Genomic DNA, 12588 nt, shown 5'->3' on the forward strand with positions numbered 1-12588 from the left:
GCAGCTAGAGAGCCGCCTCGGCGGCCGCCAGGAGAGCGTCGTTCTCCTCCGGCGTGCCGATGGTGATGCGGACACCGTCGCCCTGGAACGGCCGGACGATCACGCCCCGCTGCTCGCACGCCGCGCCGAAGGCCATCGCCCGGTCGCCCAGCGGCAGCCAGACGAAGTTGGCCTGGCTGGTCGGCACATCCGGGTACAGCTTGCGCAGCGCCTCGGTGACCCGCTCCCGTTCGCTGATCACCAGCGCGCAGCGGCGGACCACCTCCTGCTCGGCGTCCAGTGCGGCCAGCGCCGCCGCCTGGGCCACCAGGCTGGTGGAGAAGGGAGTCAGCACCTTGCGGATCGCCGCGGCCACCTCCGGCTGGGCCACCAGGTAGCCGATCCGCAGTCCGGCCAGGCCCCAGGCCTTGGACAGCGTGCGCAGCACGACCACGTTCGGCCGGTCGCCGTAGGTCACCAGGCCGTCCGGGACCTGGTCGTCCGTGACGAACTCGCGGTACGCCTCGTCCAGGACCACCAGCACATCCGACGGCACGGCGTCCAGGAACCGGTCCAGTTCCGCCTTGCGTACGCTCGTACCGGTCGGGTTGTTGGGGTTGCAGACCAGCACCAGGCGGGTCCGGTCGGTGATCGCCTCGGCCATCGCCGTCAGGTCGTGGCCGTGGCCCGGGGTGTTGGGCACCCGGATGCTGGTCGCACCCACCCCCGCCGAGATGATCGGGTACGCCTCGAACGACCGCCAGGAGTAGACGATCTCGTCGCCCGGCAGGCACGTCGCCTTGGCCAGGTGCTCGGCCAGCGCCACCGAGCCGCAGCCGGTGACGATCCGGTCGGGGCTGACGCCGTACCGCTCGGCGAGGCGGTCCCGCAGCTCCAGCACCCCCATGTCGGGGTACCGGTGCGACTGGGTCATCGCCGCCGCCACCGCCTCCGGCACGCCGGGCAGCGGCCCGAACGGCACCTCGTTGCTGGCCAGCTTGATCGCCTCGGCGATGCCCAGCTCACGGGCCAGGTCGGCGACGCTGCGGCCGGGCACGTACGCCGGCAGCGCCTCCAGGTCGGCGCGGGTCAGCCTGCTCATCTCTTCCCTCCGGTGGAGTCGTCGGCGTTCTCGGGCGCCTTCACGGGCTGCTCCCGATGGCCGGGTGGCACGGCGACGACCACAGTCGCGGCCGACTTGTCGTGCAGGGCCTGGCGAAGTTGCTGATCGAAGAGCACCGAGCCGGAGTCGACGAGCTGCGCCACGAAGCCCAGCCCGTAGCAGCTCCACAGCGGCGTCCACATGCCGAGCCGGGCCCAGCGGCCGAACGCGCGTCCGAAGCCCAGCGGCTCCGTGTTCTCCAGCTTCACGACCTTGACCTGCAGCAGCCGCTTGCCGAAGGTCTGGCCGCTGTTGGCCAGCGCCGGCACCTCATAGGCGAACCACAGGGCGGTGGCGATGACCAGCATGGTCAGGATCAGATAGCTGGAACGGGGCGAGGCGGGCTGCGGGCTGGTGAACGGGTCGGCCATGGTGGCGCGGAAGATCGGCTCGACCTCGAGCCACCACTGGTACGCCAGCCAGCCGTTGACCAGCACGTTGAGGATCAGCACGGCGACGATGTCGATCAGCCGGGCGACCAGGCGGCGGCCCAGGCCGGCCAGGGGCTGACCGTGCGGGCGGGCCTGCACCTGGTAGGCGTAGGCGTGCGGGGGCACCCAGCCGGGCGGCGGGGCCCAGCCCGGGGGCGGCACCCAGCCGGGTGGCGGCGCCCAACCGGGTGGTGGGGCCGAACCGGGTGGTGGGGCCGAACCGGTTGGCGGGGCCGAACCGGTTGGCGGGGCCGAATCGGGCGGCGGCGTCCAGCCTTGCGGTGGGGACGCCCAACCGGGAGGGGGCTGGCCGTGGCCGGGCGGCGGCGTCCAGCCGGACGGTGGTTGGCCGTGCCCCGGCGGCGGCGTCCAGCCAGGCGGCGGCTGGCCGTACCCCGGCGGCGGCGTCCAGCCCGGCGGCGGTTGGCCGTACCCCGGCGGCGTCCAGCCGGGCGGCGGCTGATAGCCCGTGGGCGGCGGTCCGTAGCCCGGCGGTGGCGGTCCGTAGCTCGGCGGGAGAGCACCCCAGCCGGCGGGTGGCCCGGCGGCCGGCGATCCCGGCTTCGGCGCTCCAGGCGAGCCAGGCGAGCCCGGCGCTCCAGGAGAGCCCGGCGCTCCAGGCGAGCCCGGCGCCGCAGCGGAGCCACTCGAAGCAGCCCGAGCCGACACCGCCGCACCCGGCGCCGCGGGAGCGGCCGGCTCAGGCTCCTCGGCCGGCGGTGGGCCGTCGGGTGGCGTCACGTCGGCCGGGAGGGCCTTGCCGAGCCAGCCCTCGCCGTCCCACCAGCGCTGGGTCGTCGGGTCGGCCGGGTCCTTGTACCAACCGGCGGGCAGCGAAGTCATGGCGCAACCTTTATCACGACGGTCTTGGCGACCTTGTCGTGCAGGGTCTGCTGGTACGGCTTGTCCCACAGCTGCCACAGGCCGTCGACGTAATTGAAGAACGGCACGACGATGCCGGCCGGGAACTCGATCAGGTACCGCTTCGCGGCCATGCCCCGGGTCAGCGTCGCGCCCGGTTCCAGCGGCACGACCTTGATCTTCATCAGCTTCTTGCCGAGGGTCTGGCCGCTGCGGTACATCATCTCGACGAAGTAGACGTAGTAGCCCGCCAGCAGCACCAGGACCAGCCCCAGCTCGATCGCCAGCAGGGGCAGGAAGAACTCCGCGACCATCTCGTCGGGGGTCACGGTGGTCGCGGCGCCGGACACCGAGTCGGTGAAGTCCGGCGTCAGCACGAAGAACGCACCGACGATCACCGGGATGAAGATCACCATCGCGATGCCGGTGAGGATCGAGGTGTCGATGAGGTGGGAGAGCAGCCGGGTGCCGAAGTCCGCCAGCGGCCGGCCGTCCGGCGCCACCGGGACGGGCGGTGGGCGCCACCCGTACTGCTGGGGCGGTCCGTAGTAGGGCGGCCCGCCCGGCGCGGGGCCGTAGGGGGCCGGCGGAGGGTATGCCGGCGGCCCACCGGCCTGCGGCGGCACGGGGTCACCGGCCGAGGGGGGTACGGGGCCACCGGCCGGCGGCGGCACCGGGGCGCGGACCGGCCCACCGGTGGGCGGGCCGGCCGCGGCCGCGGCGTCGTCGTTCGCTTGCGTCACGGAGACAGTGTTACAGGTTTCCGCGCAGCTCTTGCTCCCGCTCGATGGCCTCGAACAGGGCCTTGAAGTTGCCCTTGCCGAAGCCGAGCGACCCGTGCCGCTCGATCAGCTCGAAGAACACCGTCGGGCGGTCCTGCACCGGCTTGGTGAAGATCTGCAGCAGGTAGCCGTCCTCGTCCCGGTCGACCAGGATCTTGCGCTTCTTCAGCTCCTCGATCGGGGCCCGCACCTCACCGATGCGCGCCCGCAGCTCCGGGTCGTCGTAGTACGAGTCCGGCGTGTCGAGAAACTCGCAGCCGGCCGCCCGCATCGCGTCGACGCTGGCCAGGATGTCGTTGGTGGCCACCGCGATGTGCTGGGCGCCGGGGCCGCCGTAGAACTCGAGGTACTCGTCGATCTGCGACTTGCGCTGCGAGACGGCCGGCTCGTTGAGCGGGAACTTGACCTTGCGGGTGCCGTCGGCGACGACCTTCGACATCAGCGCGGAGTAGTCGGTGGCGATGTCGTCCCCGATGAACTCGGCCATGTTGGTGAAGCCCATGACCCGGCCGTAGAAGGCCACCCACTCGTCCATCTTGCCGAGCTCGACGTTGCCGACGACGTGGTCGACCGCCTGGAAGAAGCGCTTGGGCTGCAGGCCGGCGTCGATCGCGGGCTGCCGGTCGACGATCGGGCCGCGGGCCACGAAGCCGGGCAGGAACGGCCCGTCGTACCGGGAACGGTCGATCAGGGTGTGGACGGTGTCGCCGTACGCGGCGATGGCGGCGAGCCGGACCGTGCCGTGCTCGTCGGTGAGGTCGTGCGGCTCGCTGACCGAGGTGGCGCCGGCGGAGAGGGCGTGCTTGTACGCCGCGTCCACATCCGGCACGGCCAGCGCGATGTCGAAGATGCCGTCGCTGTGCTTGGTGACGTGCCCGGCGAGCGGCGCCCCGGCGTGCACGGCCCCGGTGACGACGAACCGGGCCGAGCCGCTGACCAGTACGTATTCGGCGTAGTCGCGGAAGCCCTGCTCGGGGCCGCGGTACGCCACGCAGGTCATCCCGAAGGCGGTCGAGTAGTAGTGGGCGGCCTGCTTGGCGTTGCCCACGAGGAACTGGAGGTGGTCGACGCCCTTGACGGGGAAAACGTCGACGGTCTCGGTGGCGGTTTCCAACATCTGCGTCATGTCCAGAGGCTGGCCCTCCGTCGCCTGCTGGGCAATAGTGGGATTTGCTGCTGGTCACTCTGCACATTCGGTAGAGTGCTGGGGCACTATGGCTGGACAAGATGTGCAGTTGGACGCGCTCGACGGCATGCTCCTGGCGCTGCTCGCGGCGGAGCCCCGGATCGGGGTCCTGGAGCTCTCCCGCCGGCTGGCGGTGGCTCGCGGCACCGTCCAGGCCCGCCTGGACAAGCTGATCGCGCGAGGCGCGATCCGCGGCTTCGGCCCGGACGTGTCACCGGCCGCGATCGGCTACGGCGTGATGAGCTTCGTCACCCTGGAGATCAGTCAGCGGTACGGCCACCCGGCGGTGACCGCGCACCTGGCGGACATCCCGGAGGTCCTGGAGGCGCACACGATCACCGGCAGCGGGGACCTGATGTGCCGGATCGTGGCCCGCTCGAACGCCGACCTGCAACGGGTCATCGACGAGATCGTCACCTACGAGGGCATCCTGCGGGCGTCGACCATCATCGCGCTGGCCGAGCAGATCCCGTACCGCACCATGCCGCTGGTCCGGGCGGCAAGCGGGGCATAAGCCCGCGACACGGGCCTTTCGGGCTCGCGGTCGAGGCCTGTCGATCTCGTTACCGTGTCCGACGTGGCTTCCGGCGGATCGGCGAAAGGCTACGCGCTGGTCGGCGTCGTGGTCGTCGTCATCCTGGCCACCACCGGCGTGTGGAACCCGTTCCCGAAGATCTGGTCCTGGATCAACCAGAGCGACCCGATCGCCGAGGGCGTCGCCGCCTGGCAGACCCCGATCGGCGGCTCACCGCGCAGCGTCACGATCAGCGGCGGAGCTGTCGTCGTCGAGTACAGGACGTCCGTCGAGGCGTACGGGATCACCGCCGGGGTCCGGCTCTGGAAGTCCGACGCCGACTGGGCCGGGGTCGCCGGCGGCGACAGCGACGCGGTCGTGGTCGTCGGGCGCCTGCTGACCAAGGGGTACGAGGTCCTGGACCCGGCCACGGGCGCGGTCCGTCGCCGCGACACCGAGGCCACGGCCGTGTGGACCTATGCCGACGCGATCCTCGACCTGCGCTGTCCCAAGGCCGGCGAGTGCGAGCTGAGCGCATGGGAGCCGCGCGGCAGCAAGCCGATGTGGACGATCGGCACGCCCGGCATCGGCTTCGTGCTGGACGCCGCCAACCCGGACCTGCCCGACACCCAGCCGCTGGGCTCGTCGCAGATCGACAGCCGGGCGGCCGGGCCGAGGCGGCTGCCCACCCTCGTCGGGCTGCCCGGCGACGGCAAGATCGACGTGATCGACACCGCGCAGGGCCGGGTCGTGCAGACCCGCACCCCGGCCCGTGACCAGCGAGTCGCCGTCGTCGGCAGCCGGGTTCTCACGGTCACCGGCGAGGCCCGCGACGGCACCTGTTACTACGGCGTCACCGCGCACGACCCGCCCGACGGCCGGCCGGTCTGGCAGCGGGACGGGCTCAACCTGCGGACCGCCGACAACGGCTCGTCCTGCAAGCAGGAACGCGACCCGGCCGGCGGGGACGAGGTCGTGCTCGGCGTCGACCCGGTGGGCCGGCGCGAGCTGATCTCCGCCCACGACGGCCGGGTGCTCTGGCGGGGCGAACGGGGGCAGGACGTCCTCGCCGTCGACGACCGGTACGGGCTGGTCCGCACCGAGGACAAGCGGACGCTGGTGGCCCGGTCGTTCAGCCGGGGCAAGGTGGCCTGGCGGCGGGGCATCACCGCGGACACCCAGGCCGCGCTGACGCCGTACGCGGCGGTGGTGGCCCAGCGCAAGCCGGCCCGGGTGATCGCGCTGAGCCCGCGTACCGGTGGGGTGCTGACCGAGGCGCGTACCGATGCGAAGGTCTTCGCGGTGGGACCGGGGGGCCTGATCCTGGTCGCCGGGCGGGACATGGCGTACCTGCCGTTCGGTTCCTCGCCCGCACAGTGATCGACCCGTGACCGTGCTGGTTCGCGCCTCGTACGGGCGCTGGCCTAGGCTTGCCCGTCATGAGCAGAGCCGCCGCTTTCTCGTACTCGCCACTGTTGCCGACGGGTGACGACCTGACCGAGTACCGACTCCTGGCCGACGAGGGTGTCGACGTGGTCGAGGGGCCCGGCGGCCGGCGGTTCCTCACCGTCGACCCGAGCGTGCTGACGCTGCTCACGGCCGAGGCGATGCACGACATCGCGCACTTCCTGCGCCCGGCCCACCTGGCCCAGCTGCGGTCCATCATCGACGACCCGAAGGCCTCCCCGAACGACCGGTTCGTGGCCCTCGACCTGCTGCGCAACGCCAACATCGCGGCCGGCGGCGTGCTGCCGATGTGCCAGGACACCGGTACGGCGATCGTGATGGGCAAGCGCGGCCGGCACGTGCTGACCGACGGCACCGACGAGCAGGCCATCGCCCAGGGCGTCTACCAGGCGTACACCCGGCTGAACCTGCGCTACTCGCAGCTCGCGCCACTGACGATGTGGGACGAGCGCAACACCGGCTCCAACCTGCCGGCCCAGATCGAGCTCTACGCCGAGGACCCGGGCGGCCAGCCGGACGCGTACAAGTTCCTGTTCATGGCCAAGGGCGGCGGCTCGGCCAACAAGTCGTACCTCTACCAGGAGACCAAGGCGCTGCTGAACCCGGCGCGGATGATGGAGTTCCTGGACGAGAAGCTGCGTCTGATCGGCACGTCCGCCTGTCCGCCGTACCATCTCGCGGTCGTGATCGGCGGCACCAGCGGCGAGTACGCCCTCAAGACCGCCAAGCTGGCCAGCGCGAAGTACCTGGACAACCTGCCCCGGGCCGGCTCGATGTCCGCGCACGGCTTCCGCGACGTCGAGCTGGAGGCGGCCGTCCTCGAGCTGACCCGCGACTTCGGCATCGGCGCGCAGTTCGGCGGCAGGTACTTCTGCCACGACGTACGGGTGATCCGGCTGCCCCGACACGGCGCGTCCTGCCCGGTGGCCATCGCAGTCTCCTGCTCGGCCGACCGGCAGGCGCTGGCGAAGATCACCCCTTCGGGCGTCTGGCTGGAGCGCCTCGAGCCCGACCCGGCCCGCTTCCTGCCCGACGTGACGGATGACAACCTGGAGACCGACGAGGTGGTCCGGGTCGACCTGAACAGGCCGATGGCCGAGATCCGGGCCGAGCTGAGCAAGTATCCGGTCAAGACCCGGCTCTCGCTGACCGGCCCGCTGGTCGTCGCCCGCGACATCGCGCACGCCAAGATCGCCGAACGCCTCGACGCCGGCGAGCCGATGCCGCAGTACCTGCGTGACCACGCGGTCTACTACGCGGGCCCGGCCAAGACCCCCGAGGGCTACGCGTCCGGCTCCTTCGGCCCGACGACCGCCGGCCGGATGGACGCCTACGTGGAGAAGTTCCAGGCCGCGGGCGGCTCCCTGGTGATGCTGGCCAAGGGTAACCGCTCCGGCCAGGTGACCAGCGCCTGCCAGAGCCACGGCGGCTTCTACCTGGGCTCGATCGGCGGACCGGCGGCCCGGCTGGCCCAGGACTGCATCCGCCACGTCGAGGTCCTGGAGTATCCGGAGCTCGGCATGGAAGCGGTCTGGAAGATCGAGGTCGAGGACTTCCCGGCCTTCATCGTCGTGGACGACAAGGGCAACGACTTCTTCGCCGAGGTCACCAAGCCGGTGCTGAGCATCGGCCGGCGGTAGGCCCTGGTCGTGCCTCGCGATCCGAAAGGGCAGTGATTGCCGCACAGCGGGTCGCTATCACCCTTCAGCGAGTTGGGATCGTTTGAGTCACCTACTGTGCGCAAGGGTTTACCTACCGACCGTTAGAGATTAGTGTCGGTCTATGCCTCGTCGTCGGTCGTCCGGGGTCGCGGAGCGGGCAACGGTCGGCATAGTGCTGGTCATCGTGGCCGCGCTGTTGTGGTTCTCCGATCAGCGCCGGCTAGCTCTGTTCGTCGTGCTCGGGCTCTTCGTGCCCTATCTTGCGCTGGTTGCGCCCTTCAGATGCGGTGGGTACACCCGTGAGCGCCGAGCATGCCGGCTGATCGGCAATGGGTGGCTGATCGGCTGCAAATATCACCGCTTCGATCGCTTGGGCCGCGTCTTCGGCCGGGACCGCGACCGGGCCGCAGCCCGCTACCCAAACCCCGATCGGTCGGTTCGGGGGGCTGCTTCGGCCGGACTATCTGGGAGAAGACCGGCGGGAGAGCCGACCCGACCTCGCGGGTTCGACCTTCTCTCGCTGGCGGTCAGCGTCATGAGCATGATTGCGGGCTGGCTTGCGCTGTGGATCGGCCCATGACTCGCGGCTTGCGCTCGCTGTTGCTCAGCTGCCGCAGAGGCCGGCGACCGGGTCCATCCAGTCGGGCATCTTCGCCGCCAGTGTGCGGTCCAGGTCCTTGGTGGTCTTCACCTTGTCGAAGAGGGCCTTGTCGTCGGCGCTCTTGGAGAACTTCGTCGCCGACACCGCGCCCGCCTGCTTGAGCTCGGGGTTCTCGGCGTCCGCGGTCGCCTTGCGTACCTTGGCGGCGACGTCCTTGAGCTCCTTGCTGGCGGCCTTGCGGGCCTGCTCCGCCTCGGGGGTCTGCTTCGCCTCCTTGTAGGCGATCATCTTGCCCATCGCGGTGCCGAACTGGGCCACGTCCGCGTCGAAGACCTTGGTCAGCGTCGCGCAGACCTTGCGGTCGCTGGCTTCGTAGTCCGGCTCCGGCACGGTGCTGATCACCGATGAGGGCGCCTCCGCCACAGGTGCCTCGGCGATCGGCTCGGCGCCGTTGTCGTCGCTGCTGCAGGCGGCCGCGGTGAGCAGCACGCAGGCGAGAGACACAGCGGTGAGGGCGGTTCGCATGACAAAGATCCTGTTCGTCGGGGAAGTCCAAACCCCTGGCGACGATACGTTCCGGCCCGGGTGACGTCCAACCGGCGTCCGGCGCCGGAACGCGAACAGCTCGTCCGCGACATCGTCGCGGACGAGCTGAACACCCCCCCGTTGGGGCCGTTCCGCTCCTCTGGGGCGATGTGGAACATCGAAGCGGAACGGCCCTGCGCAGAGCATGACGGAAGGTGCTCTCGTTCCGCTGTCGTTCCGCTCTCGGCGCGGGCCGGTCCGTGAGTCGGATTCGGCTATGGTCGATGCCGATCGACCTGCGGAGATGAGGTGTACCTCCTGTGCGACCAGGCCTGCGTCCGATCCGCGCCGCCGGTCGGGTCAGCCGGTGGTGGTGCACGTGCTGCTGAGGTTCCGCATCCTGGGACCGCTGTCGGTGACGGCCGCGGGGCGGGAGGTGGCGATAACCGCCGGTCGTGACCGGGTCGTCCTGGCGATGCTGCTGCTGCGGCCGAGCCGGATCGTGAGCGTGGACGAGCTGATCGACGCGGTCTGGGAGGACCGGCCGCCGGCCACGGCACGCGGACAGCTGCAGACGTGCGTCTCCCGGCTGCGCCGGACGTTGCCGCCGGACCTGATCCTCACCGACCCGGCCGGGTACGGCATCAGCACCGACGGCGCCGCCCTGGACGCCACCGAGTTCGCCCGGCTGGTGACCGCGGCCGGCGCGGCGGGTGAGCCCGATGACGCCCGCAAGCTGTTGCGGGAGGCTCTCGACCTGTGGCGCGGCCCGGTCCTGGCCGGCATCGACAGCCGGATGATCCGCCGGCAGGCCGCGGTCCTGGACGAGCAGTACGCGATGGTGCTCGAGGACCGGATCGACCTGGATCTGGCCGGTGGTCACGACCGTGACCTGGTGGCGGAGCTGACCGGACTGGTCGAGCGGTTCCCGCTACGGGAGCGGCTGCGCACCCAGCTGATGCTGGCACTGCACCGGGCCGGCAGCCAGGCCGGAGCCCTGGCCGAATACCGGCGTTTCCGCGAGCTCCTGCGCGATGAACTGGGCATCGAGCCGGGAGTGGCGCTCCAGGAAGTGCATCGGAAGATCCTGCTCGGTGACCCGGCCGCCCCGCCGCCGTCCGCGTCCGGCCCGGAAGCGGTGGACAGCCTGCCGCGGGTGGTCGGCGACTTCACCGGCCGGGACGAGCTGACCGCCCGCCTGCTGGCCACCCTGGACAGCGCCGATCCGCTGCCGGCCGTCCGGGTCGTCGACGGGATGCCGGGCAGCGGCAAGACGACTTTCGCGGTCCACCTCGCCGGGCTGCTCCGGGACCGCTTTCCCGATGCGAGCCTCTTCGTCGATCTCCAGGGTCACAGCGATGAGCGACCCCTACTTCCCGAGGCGGCCCTCGTGACGCTGCTCCGGCAGCTCGGTGTGCCGGCCGACCACATCCCCGATCACCTGGACGAGCGCATCCGGCTGTGGCGCGGCGAGCTGGCCACCCGCCGGTCGATCGTCGTGCTGGACAACGCGGCCTCGACGGCCCAGGTTCTGCCGCTGCTCCCGGCGTCCGGCAGCACCCTGGTGCTGATCACCAGCCGGCGCCGGCTGGCCGGGCTGGACGGTGTGCAGCCCGAGTCGCTGCCGGTGCTGGACGACGCCGAGGCGATGGCGCTGCTGGCGCGGATCGTCGGGACGCGGGTCGCGGCGGAGCCCGAGGCCGCCCTCGAGGTGGTCCGGCGCTGTGGCCGGCTGCCGCTGGCCATCCGCCTGGCCGGGGCCCGGCTCGCCCACCGGCCGCGCTGGCAGGTCTCCGACCTGCTGCGCCGGCTGGGCGACGCGGTGCTGCCCGAGCTGGCCGCCGAGGACCGTACGGTGGCGAGCGCGTTCGCCCTGTCGTACGGGCAGCTGCCGGAACGGGCGCAGCGGATGTTCCGGCTGCTCGGGTTGCACCCCGGTGAGCGGTTCGAGGCGCTCGCCGCCGCGGCGCTCGCGGACGAGCCCCTGGCGTCCGCCCGTGACCTGCTGGACGACCTGGTCGATGTGCACCTCGTCGAGGAACCCGAGCCGGAGATCTACCGGCTGCACGACCTCCTGCGCGAGTACGCGGCGGTCCTCGCGGCCGACCTGTCCGCCGAGGACCGCCGGGGTGCGGTGGCCCGGCTCCTCGACTTCCACCTGCACGCGTTCGTCGCGGCCAACGACGGCCCGCAACGGACGCTCACGATGGCCGACCTGGATCTCGGCCCGCCCCGCCGTCCCGATCTGGCCGCCGCTCTCGCGGACCCGGCCGCCCACCTGGAACGCGAACGGCCGAACCTGGCCGCGTTCGCCGCCGCCGCGATGGCCGTCGACCAGCCGGCATGGGCGTGGCGGTTGCCGCGGGCGGCCTGGCGGTATCTCTACTCCCGCGGCTACGTGCCGGAGCTCGACCTGCTGCTGCGCCGCGGGCTCGAGGCAGCCCAGCAGTTCGGCGACGAGCCGACCGTGGCCACGTGCGCCAATTATCTCGCCTCGTCCGCGCAACGCCTCGGCCGCCGGGACGAGGCCCGCGCCCTGCTGGAGCTGGCCATCCGGATCCGCCGGAAGCTGGGTGACGACCGCGGGGTCGCCCGGTCGATGGGCAACCTCGCGGTCATCGAGGAGACGGAGGGCCGCTTCGCCGAGATGATCGCGTTGTCGGAGAAGGCCCTGCGGATCGGCATGCGCGTCCCGGAGGACCGGATGGGGTTGGCGCTGCGCCGCAACGCGATCGGCTCCGGGCAGGCCCGGCTCGGCCGGTACGGCCCGGCGTTGCACAACTACCGGCTCCGGCTGCAACTGGCGATCGAGATGCGTGACTCCGTCGGCCTGGCCGCGGTGCTGCACGCCATCGGTGTGATCAAGTGGCAGGCCGGCCTGGCCACCGTCGCCACCGCACGACGGATGGTCACCGCGGCGCTGCGGCTGAGCCGCTCAGCCGGCTACGCGATGGTCGAGGGGCAGGCGCTGGCCGACCTCGCCCGGCTGGAGCACGCCGAGGGCCGTACCGGGCCGGCCCTGGAGCTGGTGGCGCGGGCGATCACCATCGCCGAGCGCATCCGCCACGAGCGGTACGAATCGCTCTGCTGCACGTACCGCGGTGAGTTCCTGCTGGCCGTCGGGGACGTCAGCGGGGCCCGGGAGAGCTGTGACCACGCGCTGCGGCTGGCCCGCACCAGGTTCCCGTACGAGTGGGCCCTGGCTCTGTCCGGCCGGGCCGCGGTCCATCTCGCCGAGGGTGACCGTGTATCCGCTCGCCGGCTCCTGGAGCAGGCGCTGGCCATGTTCGCCCGGATGGGCGTGCCCGAGCGTCACGACGTCGAGCGGCGGCTGGCCGGGCTCGACAGTGGCCGGGATCAACTGCGGACCCCGGCCGGCGGGGGCAGGATGGAAGGGTGACGACGACTGACGAGAGTGG

10 protein-coding genes are annotated in these 12588 nt (G+C 71.7%); 5 read left to right on the top strand and 5 right to left on the bottom strand.

What is annotated here, in order from left to right; all coding sequences use genetic code 11:
* Window positions 1-4 precede the first annotated feature (4 nt).
* The 4 genes from hisC to hppD form a co-directional block, all read right to left on the bottom strand.
* Window positions 5-1081, bottom strand: coding sequence for a histidinol-phosphate transaminase (gene hisC, locus ACWEOZ_RS20070; protein ID WP_451912176.1), 1077 nt, complete (start codon window positions 1079-1081; stop codon window positions 5-7).
* A complete protein-coding gene (locus tag ACWEOZ_RS20075) occupies window positions 1078-1734 on the bottom strand; it encodes an RDD family protein (protein ID WP_451912177.1) in 657 nt (218 codons plus the stop codon). The genes hisC and ACWEOZ_RS20075 overlap by 4 nt, the downstream gene beginning before the upstream one ends.
* 677 nt (window positions 1735-2411) lie before the next feature.
* Entirely contained in the window at window positions 2412-3176 is a 765-nt protein-coding gene (locus ACWEOZ_RS20080; protein WP_451912178.1) for an RDD family protein, read from the bottom strand.
* 10 nt (window positions 3177-3186) lie between these two features.
* Window positions 3187-4341 (bottom strand): 4-hydroxyphenylpyruvate dioxygenase, encoded by a 1155-nt coding sequence (gene hppD, locus ACWEOZ_RS20085; RefSeq protein WP_451912179.1) that lies wholly within the window; start codon window positions 4339-4341, stop codon window positions 3187-3189.
* Between the two features lie 88 nt (window positions 4342-4429).
* On the opposite strand from hppD, the gene ACWEOZ_RS20090 reads away from it, so the two are divergent.
* From ACWEOZ_RS20090 to ACWEOZ_RS20105, 4 genes are all read left to right on the top strand, one after another.
* A complete protein-coding gene (locus ACWEOZ_RS20090) occupies window positions 4430-4915 on the top strand; it encodes an Lrp/AsnC family transcriptional regulator (protein ID WP_451912180.1) in 486 nt (161 codons plus the stop codon).
* Between the two features lie 63 nt (window positions 4916-4978).
* Window positions 4979-6295, top strand: a complete 1317-nt coding sequence (locus ACWEOZ_RS20095; RefSeq protein ID WP_451912181.1) for a hypothetical protein — start codon at window positions 4979-4981, stop codon at window positions 6293-6295.
* Window positions 6296-6354: 59 nt separating this feature from the next.
* Entirely contained in the window at window positions 6355-8022 is a 1668-nt protein-coding gene (locus ACWEOZ_RS20100; RefSeq protein WP_451912182.1) for a fumarate hydratase, read from the top strand.
* A 193-nt stretch (window positions 8023-8215) separates the two neighbouring features.
* Window positions 8216-8623, top strand: coding sequence for a hypothetical protein (locus ACWEOZ_RS20105; protein WP_451912183.1), 408 nt, complete (start codon window positions 8216-8218; stop codon window positions 8621-8623).
* A gap of 24 nt (window positions 8624-8647) precedes the next feature.
* On the opposite strand, the gene ACWEOZ_RS20110 is transcribed toward ACWEOZ_RS20105, so the two are convergent.
* Window positions 8648-9169 (bottom strand): hypothetical protein, encoded by a 522-nt coding sequence (locus ACWEOZ_RS20110; protein WP_451912184.1) that lies wholly within the window; start codon window positions 9167-9169, stop codon window positions 8648-8650.
* A 379-nt stretch (window positions 9170-9548) separates the two neighbouring features.
* Here ACWEOZ_RS20110 and ACWEOZ_RS20115 point away from each other — a divergent pair, with 379 nt between their 5' ends.
* Window positions 9549-12569, top strand: a complete 3021-nt coding sequence (locus ACWEOZ_RS20115) for a BTAD domain-containing putative transcriptional regulator (protein WP_451912185.1) — start codon at window positions 9549-9551, stop codon at window positions 12567-12569.
* The last annotated feature ends 19 nt before the right edge of the window (window positions 12570-12588 follow it).

It is taken from the genome of Actinoplanes sp. NPDC004185 (assembly GCF_053603475.1).

Excerpts from the sequence above, each read along its gene's own strand:
- ACWEOZ_RS20110 (WP_451912184.1), bottom strand. The coding sequence starts at position 9,169 with ATGCGAACCGCCCTCACCGCTGTGTCTCTCGCCTGCGTGCTGCTCACC.
- ACWEOZ_RS20090 (WP_451912180.1), top strand. The coding sequence starts at position 4,430 with ATGGCTGGACAAGATGTGCAGTTGGACGCGCTCGACGGCATGCTCCTG.
- hppD (WP_451912179.1), bottom strand. The coding sequence starts at position 4,341 with ATGACGCAGATGTTGGAAACCGCCACCGAGACCGTCGACGTTTTCCCC.
- hisC (WP_451912176.1), bottom strand. The coding sequence starts at position 1,081 with ATGAGCAGGCTGACCCGCGCCGACCTGGAGGCGCTGCCGGCGTACGTG.
- ACWEOZ_RS20100 (WP_451912182.1), top strand. The coding sequence starts at position 6,355 with ATGAGCAGAGCCGCCGCTTTCTCGTACTCGCCACTGTTGCCGACGGGT.